The 16,080-nt window shown below is 73.9% G+C and carries 15 protein-coding genes; 10 read left to right on the top strand and 5 right to left on the bottom strand.

Annotation, left to right across the window (positions count from 1 at the left end; all coding sequences use genetic code 11):
• Positions 1 to 16: 16 nt before the first annotated feature.
• Together ACFYE3_RS15780 and ACFYE3_RS15775 are read left to right on the top strand one after the other, a co-directional pair.
• A complete protein-coding gene (locus ACFYE3_RS15780; protein WP_387610672.1) occupies positions 17 to 1,780 on the top strand; it encodes a dynamin family protein in 1,764 nt (587 codons plus the stop codon).
• Complete coding sequence (locus tag ACFYE3_RS15775) at positions 1,777 to 3,465, top strand: dynamin family protein (protein ID WP_387610670.1); 1,689 nt, start codon at positions 1,777 to 1,779, stop codon at positions 3,463 to 3,465. Before ACFYE3_RS15780 ends, ACFYE3_RS15775 begins: the two co-directional genes overlap by 4 nt.
• Positions 3,466 to 3,612: 147 nt before the next feature.
• Here the strand turns inward: ACFYE3_RS15775 and ACFYE3_RS15770 are convergent, their stop codons facing one another.
• The gene (locus tag ACFYE3_RS15770; protein WP_387610669.1) at positions 3,613 to 4,425 is read right to left on the bottom strand and encodes an IclR family transcriptional regulator; all 813 of its coding nucleotides are present in this window, start codon (positions 4,423 to 4,425) and stop codon (positions 3,613 to 3,615) included.
• 114 nt (positions 4,426 to 4,539) lie between these two features.
• Here ACFYE3_RS15770 and leuC point away from each other — a divergent pair, with 114 nt between their 5' ends.
• From leuC to ACFYE3_RS15740, 6 genes are all read left to right on the top strand, one after another.
• The gene (gene leuC / locus ACFYE3_RS15765; protein WP_387610667.1) at positions 4,540 to 6,030 is read left to right on the top strand and encodes a 3-isopropylmalate dehydratase large subunit; all 1,491 of its coding nucleotides are present in this window, start codon (positions 4,540 to 4,542) and stop codon (positions 6,028 to 6,030) included.
• 31 nt (positions 6,031 to 6,061) lie between these two features.
• Positions 6,062 to 6,661 (top strand): 3-isopropylmalate dehydratase small subunit, encoded by a 600-nt coding sequence (leuD, locus tag ACFYE3_RS15760; protein WP_017833194.1) that lies wholly within the window; start codon positions 6,062 to 6,064, stop codon positions 6,659 to 6,661.
• A gap of 171 nt (positions 6,662 to 6,832) precedes the next feature.
• Positions 6,833 to 8,149: a UDP-N-acetylglucosamine 1-carboxyvinyltransferase gene (gene murA, locus ACFYE3_RS15755; RefSeq protein WP_368822202.1), complete on the top strand. Its 1,317-nt coding sequence runs from the start codon at positions 6,833 to 6,835 to the stop codon at positions 8,147 to 8,149.
• A gap of 13 nt (positions 8,150 to 8,162) precedes the next feature.
• Positions 8,163 to 8,912 carry a lysophospholipid acyltransferase family protein gene (locus ACFYE3_RS15750; RefSeq protein WP_387610665.1) on the top strand — a complete coding sequence of 250 codons (750 nt, stop codon included), beginning with the start codon at positions 8,163 to 8,165 and terminating at the stop codon, positions 8,910 to 8,912.
• Entirely contained in the window at positions 8,909 to 10,030 is a 1,122-nt protein-coding gene (locus tag ACFYE3_RS15745) for an NAD(P)H-dependent glycerol-3-phosphate dehydrogenase (RefSeq protein ID WP_387610664.1), read from the top strand. The genes ACFYE3_RS15750 and ACFYE3_RS15745 overlap by 4 nt, the downstream gene beginning before the upstream one ends.
• Positions 10,027 to 11,145 (top strand): D-alanine--D-alanine ligase family protein, encoded by a 1,119-nt coding sequence (locus ACFYE3_RS15740; protein ID WP_387610662.1) that lies wholly within the window; start codon positions 10,027 to 10,029, stop codon positions 11,143 to 11,145. Before ACFYE3_RS15745 ends, ACFYE3_RS15740 begins: the two co-directional genes overlap by 4 nt.
• A 34-nt stretch (positions 11,146 to 11,179) precedes the next feature.
• On the opposite strand, the gene ACFYE3_RS15735 is transcribed toward ACFYE3_RS15740, so the two are convergent.
• Positions 11,180 to 11,782: a class F sortase gene (locus ACFYE3_RS15735; RefSeq protein WP_387610660.1), complete on the bottom strand. Its 603-nt coding sequence runs from the start codon at positions 11,780 to 11,782 to the stop codon at positions 11,180 to 11,182.
• A 103-nt stretch (positions 11,783 to 11,885) separates the two neighbouring features.
• The gene (locus tag ACFYE3_RS15730) at positions 11,886 to 12,572 is read right to left on the bottom strand and encodes a hypothetical protein (protein ID WP_387610658.1); all 687 of its coding nucleotides are present in this window, start codon (positions 12,570 to 12,572) and stop codon (positions 11,886 to 11,888) included.
• Between the two features lie 475 nt (positions 12,573 to 13,047).
• Here ACFYE3_RS15730 and ACFYE3_RS15725 point away from each other — a divergent pair, with 475 nt between their 5' ends.
• Positions 13,048 to 13,821, top strand: a complete 774-nt coding sequence (locus ACFYE3_RS15725) for an ABC transporter ATP-binding protein (RefSeq protein ID WP_387610656.1) — start codon at positions 13,048 to 13,050, stop codon at positions 13,819 to 13,821.
• Positions 13,818 to 15,098 (top strand): ABC transporter permease, encoded by a 1,281-nt coding sequence (locus ACFYE3_RS15720; protein WP_387610654.1) that lies wholly within the window; start codon positions 13,818 to 13,820, stop codon positions 15,096 to 15,098. The genes ACFYE3_RS15725 and ACFYE3_RS15720 overlap by 4 nt, the downstream gene beginning before the upstream one ends.
• A gap of 37 nt (positions 15,099 to 15,135) precedes the next feature.
• On the opposite strand, the gene ACFYE3_RS15715 is transcribed toward ACFYE3_RS15720, so the two are convergent.
• Entirely contained in the window at positions 15,136 to 15,441 is a 306-nt protein-coding gene (locus tag ACFYE3_RS15715; protein ID WP_387610653.1) for a DUF4193 domain-containing protein, read from the bottom strand.
• Between the two features lie 132 nt (positions 15,442 to 15,573).
• Positions 15,574 to 16,065 (bottom strand): DUF3515 family protein, encoded by a 492-nt coding sequence (locus tag ACFYE3_RS15710; RefSeq protein ID WP_387610651.1) that lies wholly within the window; start codon positions 16,063 to 16,065, stop codon positions 15,574 to 15,576.
• Between the last annotated feature and the right edge of the window lie 15 nt (positions 16,066 to 16,080).

Here is a 16,080-nt window from a genome sequence, read left to right as displayed (position 1 = left end):
CTGGCACAATGGCCCTGTGACCGACCAGACAGAGATCCTGAGCGCCCTCGAGGACGCGCGGGCGCTGCTCGCGGCGTCGAACCTCCCGCTGTCCACGACCAACGTGCTGCACGAACGGGAGGACATCGACCGAGCCGTCGCCCAGCTCGACGACTACGTGCTGCCCCGGGTGCGCTCCCTCGACGCGCCATTGCTCGCGGTGGTCGGCGGGTCCACGGGCGCCGGCAAGTCGACCCTGGTCAACGCGGTCGTGGGCCACCCCGTGACCCGGTCCGGGGCCATCCGCCCGACCACCCGGCAGCCCATCCTGATCCACCACCCGCGCGACGCCGAGGCGTTCTCCACCCAGCGGGTGCTCCCGCACCTGAGCCGCATCCACGCGCAGAAGGTCACCCCCGCCGGCTCGACCGCCGCGGACACCGCCTCCCCGTCCGCGCTGCCCGGCACCGCGGACGGCCAGGCCCTCGTGCTGCTCGCCGAGCCGCGCATCCCCGAGGGCGTCGCCCTGCTCGACGCCCCGGACGTCGACTCGATCTCCGACGAGAACCGCCGGCTCGCGGGACAGCTGCTCGCCGCCGCCGACCTGTGGCTGTTCGTGACCACCGCCAACCGCTACGCCGACGCCGTGCCGTGGCGGCTGCTCGTCGAGGCAGCCCAGCGGGACATCACGGTGGCCGTGGTCCTCGACCGGGTCCCGCACGGGCTCGAGGCCGAGATCGAGGACGACCTCCGGCGGATGCTCGCGGAGCAGGGCCTCGGCGACGCCCCGGTGTTCACCGTCCCGGAGTCACCGCTCAACGAGATGGGCATGCTCCCGCCCCATGTCGTCGCCCCCGTCGTGGACTTCCTCGCCGAGCTGGGCCGCAACGCCGCCTCCCGCTCGGAGATCGCCCGCCGGACCCTCGGCGGCGCGGTGCGCTCCATCGCCGAGCGCACCGGAGCGGCCGGGACCGCGGTGCTCTCCCAGCAGCGCGTCGACGCGCAGCTGCGCAACGACGTGGACCGTGCCTTCGACGAGGCCCTCACCGCCGTCGTCGAGTCGACCCGCGACGGGACCCTGCTGCGCGGGGAGGTCCTCGCCCGCTGGCAGGACTTCGTGGGCACCGGCGAGTTCTTCCGCAACCTCGAGGCCGGGATCGGCCGGATGCGTGACCGGCTCACGGCCCTCCTCAGCGGGAAGCCCGCGCCCGAGGTCCAGGTGGAGGAGGCCATCGAGACCGGCCTGCAGACCGTGATCGTCGAGGAGGCCGCGCGCGCCTCCGAGACCGCGGAGCGCCGCTGGCAGGACGAGCCCGCCGGGCGGGTCCTGCTCGGCGGGTCCGACCTCGGCTCCCTGCCCCCGGACTTCCGCGAGCGCACGGCCGAGCAGGTGCGCGCCTGGCAGGGCGACCTCATGGAGCTGATCCAGCGGGAGGGCGCGGACAAGCGGACCAAGGCGCGGGCCATGTCCCTGGGCGTCAACGCGCTGACCGTCATCCTCATGATCGGCGTGTTCTCCATGACGGGCGGGCTCACCGGACTGGAGGTCGGCATCGCCGGCGGCTCCGGCGTGGTGGGCACCAAGCTGCTCGAGGCGGTCTTCGGGGAGGACGCCGTGCGGCGGATGGCCGAGGACGCCCGCAAGAACCTCGAGTCCCGGATCCACACGCTCATGGACCAGCAGGCGTCCGTGTTCCTGCGGCGCCTCGACGTCCTGGACGGGCACCCGGAGGCGAACGAGCTCGCGGCCGTGGCCGAGCGCATCCGCACCGCGGGCCGCACGCTGGGGGAGAGCCGGTGAGCCCCGCCCGGCAGACCGCCCCCACCCTCTCCGAGCGGCTCACGGCACTCGCGCGCGCCACCGAGCTGGCCTCCGGCCGGCTCGACGAGGACGCCGTGGCGGCGTCCCGCACCGTCCTGGACCGCGCCGCCGAGCGGCGCTCCCTGTCCGCCGACCACACCGTGGTGGGCTTCTTCGGGGCGACCGGCTCCGGCAAGTCCACCCTGTTCAACGCGGTCGTGGGGCGGGACATCGCCCGGTCCGCGGCCCGCCGCCCCACCACCTCGGAGCCGCTGGCCGCCGTCTGGGGGGAGCAGGGCAGCGAGGCCCTGCTGGACTGGCTCGGCGTCTCCCAGCGCCACCACGTCGACACGCCCCTGCCCACGAGGCACGGGGACACCGGCCGGTGGACGCGCGTCAAGGAGCGGATGACGGGCGGTCCCGCACCGGAGGGGCCCGGCGGGCTGATCCTCCTCGACCTGCCGGACTTCGACTCCGTGAGCCTGCACCACCGCACCATCGTGCAGCGCCTCGTCGGCATGGTCGACGTCGTGGTGTGGGTCGTGGACCCGCAGAAGTACGCCGACGCGATCATCCACCAGGAGTTCATCGCGCCGCTGGCCCGCCACGGGGCCGTGACCATGGTGGTGATGAACCAGGTGGACCGGCTGCCGCCCGCGGAGGTCCCCGCCGTGATGGCCTCCCTCGAGGAGCTCGTGGCCCAGGACGGGCTGCCCACCACCGGGCTCTCGAAGCCGGTGGCCGTCTCCGCCGTGACGGGGGAGGGCGTCGAGGCCCTCCGCGCCCGGATCCGCCAGGTGGCCGACACCCGGGCCGCGGCCGGCGCCCGGCTCGACGCGGACGTGGACGACGCCGCCGAGCGGCTCGCCGAGGCCTCCGGCGACGGGGAGCCGGCCGGGATCACCGAGCCGGCGCAGGAGCGGCTCACCGACGGCCTGGCGCAGGCCGCCAACGTGCCCGGGATCGCCCGGGCCGCCGGGAGGTCCTACGCCCTGCACGCCGCGGGCCACACCGGGTGGATCCCCACCCGGTGGCTGCTGAAGTTCCGCAAGGACCCGATGCGGCGGCTCAACCTCGACCGGGGCGGGACCGTGAACCCGGAGATCAACCGGACGTCCCTGCCGCCCATGGGCGCCGCCCAGCGGGCGGCGGCCGACTCCGCGGTGCGCACCTTCGCCCACGACGCCGCGGACGGGGCCGCGGAGCCGTGGACGCGGTCGGTCCGGCAGGCCGCGCGCACCCACGAGCAGAGACTGCCGGACGCGATCGACCAGGCCGTCGCCCGCACCGACTTCCGGGCGGGGCGGAACTCCTGGTGGTGGCTCGTCCTCGACGTCGTCCAGTGGCTCGCGATGCTCGCGGTGGTCGCGGGTCTGCTGTGGCTCCTGGGGATGTTCCTGCTCGAGTGGTTCCAGATCCCCGCCCCGCCGCCCCCGTACGTCGAGGGCTTCCCGCTGCCCGTGCCCACGCTGCTCGTCCTCGCCGGGGTGGTGCTCGGGATCTTCGTGGCCCTGACCGGCCGGATCCTCGCCGGCTTCGGCGCCCGGATGCGGGAGCGCTCGGTGCGGCGCCGGCTGCGCGCGTCGGTGGCCGAGGCGGGCCGGCGCACCGTCGTCGAACCCGTGCGGGGGGAGCTCGAGGCCTTCGCCGCCTTCCGGAAGGCCCTGTCCCTCCTGCGCGGCTGAGCGGCGGGCACGCTGGCGCCGTGGACGACGCCCTCGCCGGGGCGCTCCTCGGCGGGGCGGTCCGGACGCCCCGACGACCTCCGGACCGCGGCGGAGCCCCGAGGACGGTGGGCCCGCCGCGGGGCGGGGGCCACCGCCGGAGCCCGGCTACTGGGCGGTGGCCCGGACCGCCTCCGTGAGCTGGCGCGCCGCCTGCACCACGACCTCGGCGTGCAGCCGGCCCGGCTGGCGGGTGAGCCGTTCGATCGGCCCGGAGATCGACACTGCGGCGATCACCCGGCCCGAGGGCCCCCGCACCGGCGCCGAAACGGAGGCGATGCCCGGTTCGCGCTCGCCCAGCGACTGCGCCCAGCCCCGGCGGCGCACCCCGGCCAGCACGGTCGCAGAGAACCGCGCGTGGCGCAGGCCCTCGAGCAGGCGGTCGTGGTCCTCCCACGCGACGAGCACCTGCGCGGCGGAGCCCGCCTTCATCGACAGCTGCGTGCCCACGGGGATCGTGTCCCGCAGCCCGATCGGCCGCTCGGCGGAGGCCACGCACACGCGCCAGTCGCCCTGCCGGCGGAAGATCTGCGCGGACTCCCCAGTGGCGTCCCGCAGGTTCATCAGGACGGGGCCGGCGGCGGCGATCAGGCGGTCCTCGCCGGCCGCGGACGCCAGCTCCACGAGCCGGGAGCCGAGCACGAACCGGCCCTGGATGTCCCGGCCCACGAACCGGTGGTGGGCCAGCGCCACGGCCAGCCGGTGCACGGTGGGACGGGCGAGCCCCGTGGCGCTCACCAGCTGGGCGAGCGTCGCCGGGCCGGCCTCGAGGGCGTCGAGGATCACCGCGGCCTTGTCGACCACCCCCACGCCGCTGGGGGCGGTGGTGGACGTCAGCGCGAGCGTCCCCCCGGTGCCCTGCCCGCCGAGGGGCGTGCCGAGCGGCGCGCCGGACGGATCCATGTGTCCAGATGTGTCCATGGGTTGATACTGCCGTCTCAGAATGTGAGAAGCAAGCCCGAAAGGTGGCCCGGCGCGACCCGGGCACCGACCATGGAGGAAACACGTTGCACAGGCAGCACGGAAGGATCCGCCATGCCGGACTACCAGTCCTCGACCCCCTCCACGACCTCCGCCACGGCCTCCGGGGCCGCGGGCGGGCGCACCCTCGCCGAGAAGGTCTGGGCGGACCACCTCGTGCGCCAGGGCGAGGACGGGCGGCCGGACCTGCTCTACATCGACCTGCACCTGCTCCACGAGGTCACCTCGCCGCAGGCCTTCGAGGGGCTGCGCCTGGCGGGCCGCCCGCTGCGCCGTCCCGAGCTGACGATCGCCACGGAGGACCACAATACGCCCACGCAGGACATCTTCTCCCGCATCGCCGACGACACCTCCCGCAAGCAGATCGAGACCCTGCGGGCCAACTGCGCCGAGTTCGGTGTCCGCCTGCACCCGCTCGGGGACGCCGAGCAGGGCATCGTGCACGTGGTGGGTCCCCAGCTGGGGCTCACCCAGCCCGGGATGACCGTGGTCTGCGGTGACTCCCACACCTCCACCCACGGCGCGTTCGGCGCGCTGGCCTTCGGCATCGGCACCTCCGAGGTCGAGCACGTGATGGCCACCCAGACGCTGCCGCTGGCCCCGTTCCGGACCATGGCCATCAACGTCGAGGGCACGCTGCGCCCGGGGGTGTCCGCCAAGGACATCATCCTGGCCGTGATCGCGAAGATCGGCACCGGCGGCGGACAGGGCTACGTCCTGGAGTACCGGGGCTCGGCCATCCGCGCGCTGTCCATGGAGGCGAGGATGACCATCTGCAACATGTCGATCGAGGCCGGCGCGCGGGCGGGCATGATCGCCCCCGACGACACCACGTTCGACTACGTGCAGTCCCGCCCGCACGCGCCGGCCGGCGCCGACTGGGACGCGGCCGTGGCGTACTGGCGGACCCTGCGCACCGACGAGGACGCCGTCTTCGACGACGAGGTCTTCCTCGACGCGGACGGGCTCGAGCCGTTCGTCACCTGGGGCACCAACCCCGGCCAGGGCGTCCCGCTGTCCCAGTCCGTGCCCGACCCCGAGGACATCGGGGACGAGAACGACAAGGCCAACGCCCGCCGGGCCCTGGAGTACATGGGCCTGGCCGCCGGCACGCCGATGAAGGAGATCCCGGTGGACACCGTCTTCCTGGGCTCCTGCACCAACTCCCGGATCGAGGACCTGAGGGCGGCGGCGGAGATCGTCAAGGGCCGCGCCAAGGCCGCCAACGTCCGGATGATGGTGGTGCCCGGCTCCGCCAAGGTGCGGCTGCAGGCCGAGGCCGAGGGCCTGGACCGGGTGTTCAGGGAGTTCGGCGCGGACTGGCGCTTCGCGGGCTGCTCGATGTGCCTGGGCATGAACCCGGACCAGCTCGCCCCGGGGGAGCGGTGCGCCTCGACGTCGAACCGCAACTTCGAGGGCCGGCAGGGCAAGGGCGGGCGCACCCACCTCGTCTCGCCCGTGGTGGCCGCCGCCACCGCGGTCCGTGGCACGCTGTCCTCCCCGTCCGACCTCGACGTCCCCGGCGACGTCGCCATCCCGGCCTGACCGGCACCTCGAACCCAGGAAGGTTCCTCCCATGGAGAAGTTCACCACCCACCGGGGTGTCGGCGTCCCGCTGCGCCAGTCCAACGTGGACACCGACCAGATCATCCCGGCCGTCTACCTCAAGCGGATCACCAAGACCGGTTTCGAGGACGCCCTGTTCGCCGCCTGGCGCAAGAACGAGGACTTCGTGCTCAACCGGGAGCCCTACCGGCACGGCTCGGTGCTGGTGGCCGGACCCGACTTCGGCACCGGCTCCTCCCGCGAGCACGCGGTGTGGGCGCTGCGCGACTACGGCTTCCAGGCCGTCATCTCCTCCCGCTTCGCGGACATCTTCCGCGGCAACTCGGGCAAGCAGGGCCTGCTGGCCGCGCAGGTGGACCAGGCGGACGTCGAGCTGCTGTGGAAGCTGATCGAGGAGCACCCCGGCACCGAGATCGAGGTGGACCTCGAGTCCCGCACCGTGACCTGCGACACGGTGACCGTGCCGTTCACCATCGACGACTACACGCGCTGGCGCCTGATGGAGGGCCTGGACGACATCGGCCTGACCCTCCAGCGCGAGGAGGACATCGCCGCGTTCGAGGCGGGCCGTCCCGCGTTCAAGCCGACCACGCTGCCCGCCCGCACCTGACCCCGCCGCCCCCGGCACGGCCCGGCGGAGCCCGCCACGGCCCGCCGGGCCTCGTGCTGTCCCGGACACGCACGACGCCCGTCCCTGTGCGAGGGCCCGCGCCGGGGAACCTACACTGTACGGGTGCCGCTCCCGCTCGGGGGTGGCCCGGCAACAGCAGATCGGAAGGTCATGAGCAGCGCACTGCACATCACGGGCGGCATCCCCCTGTCCGGGCAGGTCACCGTGCGAGGTGCCAAGAACCTCGTCCCCAAGGCCATGGTGGCCGCCCTCCTGGGCTCGACACCGTCCGTCCTGGCGAACGTGCCCCAGATCAAGGACGTCCAGGTCGTCACCAACCTGCTGGCGCTGCACGGGGTGGACGTGGGGCGCGAGGACGGCCGGCTGTCCCTGGACCCCTGCAACGTCACCACGGCGCGGCACGCGGACATCGACGCCCACGCCGGGGACTCCCGGATCCCGATCCTGCTGTGCGGGCCGCTGCTGCACGCCATCGGCGAGGCGTTCATCCCCGACCTCGGCGGGTGCAAGATCGGCGACCGGCCCATCAACTACCACCTCGACGTGCTGCGCCACTTCGGCGCCCGCGTCGAGAAGCTGGAGTCCGGGATCCGGATGAGCGCGCCGCACGGACTGCACGGCGCCAAGGTCGAGCTGCCCTATCCCTCGGTCGGCGCGACCGAGCAGGTGCTGCTCACCGCCACCCGGGCCGACGGCCACACCGAGCTGCGCGGCGCGGCCACCGAGCCCGAGATCATGGACCTCATCGCGATCCTGCAGAAGATGGGCGCCATCATCACCGTCCAGACCGACCGGGTGATCCGCATCGAGGGCGTCCCCGAGCTGACCGGCTACCGGCACCGGGCCATGCCCGACCGGATCGAGGCGGCGTCCTGGGGCTCCGCCGCGCTCGCCACCGGCGGCGACATCTTCGTGGCCGGGGCCCGGCAGTCCGACATGATGACCTTCCTCAACACCTTCCGGAAGATCGGCGGCGGCCTCGACATCACGGAGGACGGCATCCGCTTCTTCCACCCCGGCGGGGACCTCAACCCGCTCATCGTCGAGACCGACGTGCACCCCGGCTTCATGACCGACTGGCAGCAGCCGCTCGTGGTCGCCCTGACCCAGGCCACAGGCGTGTCCATCGTGCACGAGACCGTCTACGAGAACCGCTTCGGCTTCACCGCCGCCCTCAACCGGATGGGGGCCACGATCCAGCTGCACCGCGAGTGCCTGGGCTCCGTGCCGTGCCGCTTCGGGCAGCGCAACTTCGTGCACTCGGCCGTGATCTCCGGGCCCACCCCGCTGCACGCCTCCGAGATCAACATCCCCGACCTGCGCGGCGGCTTCTCCCACCTCATCGCGGCGATGGCCGCCGAGGGCACGTCCCACGTCACGGGCGTGGAGCTCATCGAGCGCGGCTACGAGCACTTCACCGACAAGCTGACGGGGCTCGGGGCGTCGTTCGAGCTCGACGGCGCGTGAGCCGGGCCCGCCGATGAGCCGCACCTCGAACCGCCGCCTGTTCCGCGTGCTCGCGGGCGTCGTCAAGCCGGCCTACCGGCTGGTGGCCCGGCTGCGCTGGACGGGGGAGGAGCACCTGCCCGCCGAGGGAGGGTTCATCGTGGTGCCCAACCACCTCACCGAGCTCGACCCCCTCACCGTCGCCATCACGCTCTACGACAACGGGATCATGCCGCGGTTCCTGGCGAAGGAGTCGCTGTTCCGCGCCCCCGGGGTGGGGGCGGTGCTCCGGGCCACGGGCCAGGTCCCCGTGCTGCGCGGCACGGCCGACGCCGCGGCGGCGCTCACGGCCGCCCGCGCCGAGCTCGCCTCCGGCGGCGCCGTGGTGATCTACCCCGAGGGGACCCTCACCGGCGACCCCGGGCGGTGGCCGATGACCGGGCACACGGGCGCCGCGCGCCTGGCCCTCGCCACCGGGGTCCCGGTGGTCCCGCTCGCGCACTGGGGCGACCAGGAGGTCCTGGACCACGACCGCTCCACCGGTCGGCGCACGGTCAGCCTCTTCCCCCGGAAGGACGTGCGCGTGCGGATCGGGCCGCCCGTGGACCTCACGCCGTGGCGTGACGACGTCCCGGACCTGACCCGTCCGGTGGGCCGTCACGCGGCACAGCTCGAGGACGCCACCGACGCCGTCATGCGCGCCGTGACCCGGGAACTGGCCGTGCTGCGCGGGACGGACGCGCCGGCCGCCCCCTGGGACCGCCGCCGAGGAGGCCGCCTGTGACGAGGCCCGAGACCACCGCCGTGCTCCCCGCCGGGCTGCCCGCCACCGGGCCGCGGAGGATCGCCGTCCTCGGCGCCGGGTCCTGGGGCACGACCTTCGCCAAGATCCTCGCCGACAGCGCCCGGGAGTCCGCGCACGCCCGCGCCGAGCCGGTCGGGCGGACCGTGGCGCTGTGGGGACGCAGCACCCCCGCGATGGACCACACCGCGCGCACCCGCGTCAACGACCGCTACGTCCCCGGCATCCGGCTGCCCGAGCGCCTGGAGATCACCGCCGACCTCGCCGCCGCCGTGCGCGGGGCGGACCTCGTGGTCCTCGCCGTGCCGGCCCAGTCCCTGCGCGCCCAGCTGGCCGCCGTGGCCGGGCACCTCGAGCGGGACGCCGTGGTGCTGTCCCTCGCCAAGGGTCTCGAGCGGGACACGGGGCTGCGGATGAGCGAGGTGGTCGCCGAGGAACTGGGGCGGGACACGGGCCTGGGCGCCGAGCACTGGCGGGCGCGCACGTGCGTGCTCTCCGGGCCGAACCTGGCCATGGAGATCGCGGAGGAGCAGCCCACGGCCTCCGTCGTCGCCGCCACCGCCACGGAACTGGCCACCTGGGTGGCGCACGCCTGCCGGACCCGCTACTTCCGCCCCTACACGAACACCGACGTGGTGGGCACCGAGATCGGTGGTGTCGTCAAGAACGTCATCGCCCTCGGCGTGGGCATCGCCGACGGCCGCCACTTCGGGGAGAACTCCAAGGCCTCCATCATCACCCGGGGGCTCGCCGAGACCACCCGGCTCGCGCTCGCCCTCGGCGGGAGGCGGGAGACCCTCTCCGGCCTGGCCGGGCTGGGGGACCTCGTGGCCACCTGCTCCTCGCCGCTGTCCCGCAACCGCACCGCGGGCCGGCTCCTCGGCCTGGGCCACACCCCCCAGGAGGTCCAGGAGGAGATGACCCAGACCGCCGAGGGCATCAAGTCCGCCCCGGCCGTGCTCGCCCTGGCCCGCCGCCACGGCGTCGACATGCCCATCACCGAGGCCGTCGTGGCCATCCTCCGCGAGGAGATCACCATCGACGACGTGGCCCCGCTGCTGCTGGGCCGCGAGATCAAATCCGAAGGGACCGCCCCATGACCCCCCGCCCCTGCGTCGCCGTGCTGTTCGGCGGACGCTCCAGCGAGCACGCCATCTCCCTCATCACGGCCCGCGGCGTCCTGCGCGCCATCGACCGGGAGAAGTGGGACGTGGTGACCGTCGGCATCGCCACCTCGGGCGAGTGGTTCCTCTGCCCCCAGGAGGAGCTGGAGGCCCTGCTCGACGCGAACCCGATCGCCGAGCTGCCCGTGGGCGACGAGCTCGTGAGCCTGCCGCTGAAGGTCGGGGAGAGCGAGCTCATCGTGCGCCAGGACGGTCCCTGCGGGCAGACCGTCAGCCGGGACCGGCACATCGACGTGGTGCTGCCCCTGCTGCACGGCCCCTTCGGCGAGGACGGCACCCTGCAGGGCCTGCTCGAGCTCGCCGACCTGCGCTACGTGGGCTGCGGCGTCACCGCCTCCGCGGTGGGCATGGACAAGCACTTCATGAAGCTCGCCTTCGAGGCGGCGGGCCTGCCGGTGGGCCCCTACACCGTGGTGACCGACCGGCAGTGGGCCGTGGACCCCCACGGCGTGCGCGAGCGCATCGCCGCCCTGGGCTTCCCGGTGTTCGTCAAGCCCGCCCGCGCGGGCTCCTCCTTCGGCATCACGAAGGTGGACCGCGCCGAGGAGCTGGACGCCGCGATCGAGACCGCCCGCGAGCACGACCGCAAGCTGGTGGTCGAGGCGGGGATCGTGGGGCGGGAGATCGAGTGCGCCGTCCTCCAGGGCCGCGGGACCGGCGCCGCCCGGACCTCCATGCCGGGCGAGATCGAGATCGTCGACGAGCACGCGTTCTACGACTTCGAGGCGAAGTACGTCTCGCAGGCCTCCGCGAGGCTCAGCTGCCCCGCGGACCTGCCGGAGGAGGCCATGGGGACGATCCGCCGCAGCGCCGTGACCGCCTTCGAGGCGCTGGACGGGGAGGGCCTGTGCCGTGCCGACTTCTTCTACACCCCCGACGGGCGGGTGGTCATCAACGAGATCAACACGATGCCCGGGTTCACGCCGATCTCGATGTACCCGCGGATGTGGGCCGCGTCCGGGCTCGACTACGCGGGCCTGATCGACGAGCTCCTGGGCCTCGCCCTGGAACGGCCGGTGGGGCTGCGCTGAGCCGCGGCACGGCTCCGGGCGCGGAGCCCCCGGCTCACGGTGCGGGCGACGCGGTGACGACGACGTTCTTGCCGACCGCGTCCTGGGTGTAGCAGCTGATCAGGACGATGCGGTTCGGGACGACCCGCCAGATCTCGCTGTCCTTCAGCGTGTCCTTCTCGTAGGTGGTCACCGAGTCCACCACGTAGTCGAGGGTCCCGTCCACGGTCTCCACCTCGAGCTCCTGCCCGACCAGCGCCGGGTCGCTCAGCTTGTTGAAGGGCAGCTCGACCTTGTCGTAGCTGTGCCCGGCGATGTACGTGGTGTTCGTCGACCCCTCGCCGGGCATCCCGTAGGGCGTGAGCCGGTAGCCGCTGTAGGTCTGCGGCGGCACGAGCGAGCCGCCCGCGAGGTCCTCGTCCGTCGGGTCGTAGGGGAGCACGTCGGCGTCGAAGCCGGCGGAGTCGATGCTCAGGCGCACCGGAGACGCGGCGGACGGCACGTGCCCCAGGAAGTGCTGGGCGATGAACCACTGGTTGATCAGCGCCACCCACAGCACGGCGGCGCACAGCGTCACCACGGCCGCTCGCCGCGCCAGCGGGTCCCTCTCCGTGGCAGGGACGGGACGCGGCGACCCCGCCAGGGTGCTCGATGCCATGCGGTGCTGTCCCTCTCTGCGCTGGGCTGTCGTCCCGTGCGGGCGCACCGGGGCGGTGCCGTGCCGGCGCCGCCCCGCGGGCGCCACCGGCACGGCACGCGGCTCAGGCGCCGCTGCGCCCGAGCCGCCGGGCCCGGTACGCGAGCGCACCGGGAAGGGCCACGGCCGCCGCGAGCAGAGCCGTGAGCAGACCAGCACCGGCCGACTGCCCCAACGGTGCCGCGGTGAGGCGGGTGTCCACGTTGAACCCCGGGTTCGCGGCCCCGACAGCGGTCTCCTGGGGCGCGAGCTCCGGGGTCACCGCCTGCTGGACCGCCGCTCCGGCCGGTGCGGCGGGCGCCGCGTCGGGCAGCGCCGGTGCGGCGGGTGCCGCAGGCGCCACGTCGGCGACGAACGGCGCCGGGGCCTCGGCCGGTGCGGGCGGGTCCACCTCGGCGACCGGCACGTCCGCGGGTGCGGCGGCCGGGACGTCCGCGGGTGCGGCGGCCGGCAGGTCGGGCGCCACCACGTCGGCGACGACCGGTGCCGGCTCGGGGACCGGGGCCACCGCCGGTGCGGGCGGAACGGCCTCGGCGATCAGGACCTCGGCGGCCGGGACGTCCGCGGGCGCCGCGGCCGGCAGCTCCACCGCGGCACCGGCCCCCTCGGTGGATGCGGCCGCGCCCGGTGGGGCGTCGACCGGCGGGGCGTCGCCCGGTGCGGCGACGGCCGCCGGGGCGCCCAGGAACAGGCCCCCCACCAGCACGCTCGCCGAGGCACCGGCAACAGCCAGTCTTCTCGTAGTTGTCATGTCGATGTGTCTCCTGTATCCCGTAGTCGGCCCGGGCCCACCCCAGGACCGTCAGCGCGCCGCACGGCCCCACGGGATCGTTCCCGCGCCCCCGCGCGGACGCACCCCCGTCGCGTCGTGCCGCTCGTCGTTCGGCCGGGACGGACCGTGCGCCCGTCCCACGGAGCCGGAACCCCCTGCCGAAGAACAGCTGTGCTGTTAACTATCGTCCACATTCCGGCATTAGCAAGGGTGAACTGCTACGTGACGGGAGGAGTCGGGGGCCCGCGCCGGGCGCGGCGGACTCCACCGGGCCCCCGTGACCGGCCGTCCCGGGGCGTCGTCGCCGGACGTGCCCGCCGGTGCGGTCGCGGGACAGCATTAGTGGGGACAGGGATCGGGTCGCCACCACCATTAACTTATGCACATGATGAGTGCGGGACGTGGTCCCGCAGCGGCCGTCCGGGGGGACGGGCGCTCCGACAGGGGGAATCCGATGACGTCCGCGGTGCTCGAGGCCGAGAACCTGGTCAGGATCTACGGCCGGGGGGACACCCGCTTCGCCGCGCTGCGGGGCGTGGACCTGCGGATCGGGCACGGGGAGTCCGTGGCCGTCGTCGGGAAGTCCGGTTCGGGCAAGTCGACCCTGATGCACCTGCTCGCGCTGCTCGACGCGCCGACCCACGGCACGGTGTCCCTGGACGGCAGGCCGGCGGCGTCGATGACGGCCCGTGAGCTCAACGAGACGCGCAACACCGCGTTCGGCTTCGTGTTCCAGCAGTTCTACCTGACGCCGGACCAGACGGTCCTGGAGAACGTGGCCCTGCCGCTGCGGATCGCCGGGGTCCGTCCCGGGGTGCGCCGGCGCCGCGCCCTGGACGTGCTGGAGCGCCTGGACGTGGCGGAGAAGGCCTCCAGCCGCGCCGTCGACCTGTCGGGCGGGCAGAAGCAGCGGGTCGCGATCGCCCGCGCCCTGGTCAACGACCCCTCCGTCATCTTCGCCGACGAGCCCACGGGCAACCTCGACTCGGCCACCGGCGCGGTGGTCCAGGGCCTCTTGTTCGACCTCCACCGGGAGCGCGGCATCACCCTGGTCGTCGTCACCCACGACGAGGACCTCGCCCGGCGCTGCGGCCGCCAGGTGCACCTGCACGACGGTCTCGTCGTGGACGCCCCCGCGCCCGCCACCGTCCCCGCGCCCGCCGCCGGGGCGGGCGCCGACGGGGCGGCCGGCGAGGTCGTCGTCGGAGCGGTGGGGGGTGCCCGGTGAGGTGGCCCGATCTGCTCGGCTCCGCGGTCGCCAACACCCGGCGCGCCAGGATCCGCACTGCCCTGACCGTGCTCGCCGTCTTCATCGGGGCGTTCGCCCTGACCCTCACCTCCGGCATGGGCACCGGGGTGAACCGGTACATCGACGACACCGTGGCGGCGTTCGGCGACGCCGACGCGCTCTACGTCCAGAAGTCGCAGCCCCTCATCGAGCTGTCCTCGACCTCGGGCCCCCGGGAGTACGACCCGGACACCACCCGGATCCGGACGGGGTTCGGCGTGTCCTTCGAGGGGCTGACCACGGATGACATCGAGGTCATCGAGGGCATCGAGGGGGTGCGCTCCGTCAAGCCGATGTACTCCGTGGCCCCCACCTACCTGGAGGCCGCCGACGGCAGCCGGTTCCAGCTCTCCCCGGGGATCCCCGTCGACGCCGTGGGCCTGCAGATGGTGGCCGGCGGAGCCCCGGCCGCCGGGCGGGACGAGATCGCGGTCCCCGACAGCTGGGTCGCCGACCTGGGCTTCTCCTCCGCGCGGGAGGCCGTCGGAGGCCGCGTCGACGTGGTCATGACCAACATGGCGGAGCAGGACCGGGCGTTCCCGGCCACGATCTCCGGCGTGACGCAGGCCAGCCTCGTCGGGACCTCCCTGAACCCCATCCCGTCGGACTCCTTCAACGAGCGGCTCTACGACTACCAGGTCAGCGGCGCCCTGGAGGAGGTCCCGGAGAGCTTCGCGATGGCCACGGTCACGGTCGAGGACATGGACCGGGCCCCCGGGATCCAGGCGCGGCTGGAGGACCACGACATGCTCGGGCTCACCGTGGAGGACCAGCTCGGCATGTTCCGCGCCGTCATCAACGCCATCGTGTGGATCCTCAACGCCTGCGCCGTCATCGCGCTCGTGGCCGCCGGGCTCGGCATCGTCAACACCCTGCTGATGTCGGTCCAGGAGCGGACCCGCGAGATCGGCCTGATGAAGGCCATGGGCATGAGCGGGGGCAGGGTCTTCGGCCTGTTCTCCCTCGAGGCCGTCTTCATCGGGTTCCTCGGGGCGGTCGTCGGCGCGGTCACGGGCGTCGTCGGCGGTTCGACCCTGAGCGGCGTGCTGGCCGACGGGTTCCTGTCCGGGCTGCCCGGGCTGTCGCTGTTCGCGTTCGAGTCGTGGCGGGTGGCGCTGATCGTGCTCTCCGTGATGGGGATCGCGTTCCTGGCCGGGACGATCCCCGCCGTCCGGGCCGCGCGGAAGGATCCGATCGCCTCCCTGCGCCACGAGTGACCGGGCCGGCCCCGGCCGGGCGTGGGACCGGCGGGCGTCAGCCCTCGCACTCGATGCAGTAGCGGGCGCCGTCCTTCTCCCGGGCGAGCTGGCTGCGGTGGCGGACCAGGAAGCAGGACATGCAGGTGAACTCGTCGTCCTGCTCGGGCACCACCTGGATGAGCAGCTCCTCCTGGGACAGGTCGGCCCCGGGCAGGTCGATGCCCTCCGCCGTGTCCGAGTCGTCGATGTCGATCGCCGGGCTCTGCGCGGTGGCGCTGCGCTGCGCCTGGATCACCTCGAGGGACTCGTTGGCGGGCTCGTCCTCGGGCTTGACGCGGGGCTCGTCGTAATCGGTTGCCACGGATGTGCCTCCTTCTGGGCGTGCTTTCGGGGCGTGGTGCGGTCGCGTGCGTGTCCACGCCACAACCCGGCGGCGGATGGGCCTATTCCCGAGCTCCCGGGACGTCCCGGCGGCCCCCGTCCCGGCTCCGGGTCACAGACCCTCCACGGTGTCCTGGAGGTCCAGGCACTGGCGCTCGGCGGGGATCTGCTCCACCGCGGAGCCCAGCTCCACGAGCAGGGTGGAGGACGCCACGGCGGTGCTGTCGAAGACCACCTCGACCGCCGGGTCCCGGCCGTAGGTCGTGGCGGTCCACGTGCTCCCGTCCTCGTCCTGGCGGATCAGCCAGTCGACGTCGTTGACGGTGGAGCAGGCGTCCGTGGTGGGCCCGGGCGGTGCCACGCCGCACCGCACGACCGCCGCCGTGGGCTCGCCGTAGGCCGTGGTGGCCTGGCTCGTGGTCTCGCGCCGGGCGTGCTCGCCGACGGTCTCCGGCATGGCCAGCATCGCGGGGGCGCACCCCGGGTCGGCGGCGTTCTCGGCGGGGTCCACGGTGACGGCGGCGGAGCACCCCGCCAGGACCGCCACCAGGGCTCCCGCCCCCAGCACGGCACGGGCGGATCGGGACAGGGAGGGGGAGGGCATGCCCCCAGCGTAATC

Origin of the sequence: Kocuria arenosa, from assembly GCF_042879215.1 — a bacterium.
GTDB lineage: Bacteria > Actinomycetota > Actinomycetes > Actinomycetales > Micrococcaceae > Kocuria > Kocuria arenosa.
This window is presented reverse-complemented; position numbering and strand designations above follow the sequence as displayed.

What these genes read in the sequence shown, in the direction of transcription:
- ACFYE3_RS15735 (WP_387610660.1), bottom strand. Translation starts at nt 11,782, where the DNA reads ATGGCATCGAGCACCCTGGCGGGGTCGCCGCGTCCCGTCCCTGCCACG.
- ACFYE3_RS15740 (WP_387610662.1), top strand. Translation starts at nt 10,027, where the DNA reads ATGACCCCCCGCCCCTGCGTCGCCGTGCTGTTCGGCGGACGCTCCAGC.
- ACFYE3_RS15710 (WP_387610651.1), bottom strand. Translation starts at nt 16,065, where the DNA reads ATGCCCTCCCCCTCCCTGTCCCGATCCGCCCGTGCCGTGCTGGGGGCG.
- leuC (WP_387610667.1), top strand. Translation starts at nt 4,540, where the DNA reads ATGCCGGACTACCAGTCCTCGACCCCCTCCACGACCTCCGCCACGGCC.
- ACFYE3_RS15730 (WP_387610658.1), bottom strand. Translation starts at nt 12,572, where the DNA reads ATGACAACTACGAGAAGACTGGCTGTTGCCGGTGCCTCGGCGAGCGTG.
- leuD (WP_017833194.1), top strand. Translation starts at nt 6,062, where the DNA reads ATGGAGAAGTTCACCACCCACCGGGGTGTCGGCGTCCCGCTGCGCCAG.
- ACFYE3_RS15750 (WP_387610665.1), top strand. Translation starts at nt 8,163, where the DNA reads ATGAGCCGCACCTCGAACCGCCGCCTGTTCCGCGTGCTCGCGGGCGTC.
- ACFYE3_RS15770 (WP_387610669.1), bottom strand. Translation starts at nt 4,425, where the DNA reads ATGGACACATCTGGACACATGGATCCGTCCGGCGCGCCGCTCGGCACG.
- ACFYE3_RS15725 (WP_387610656.1), top strand. Translation starts at nt 13,048, where the DNA reads ATGACGTCCGCGGTGCTCGAGGCCGAGAACCTGGTCAGGATCTACGGC.
- murA (WP_368822202.1), top strand. Translation starts at nt 6,833, where the DNA reads ATGAGCAGCGCACTGCACATCACGGGCGGCATCCCCCTGTCCGGGCAG.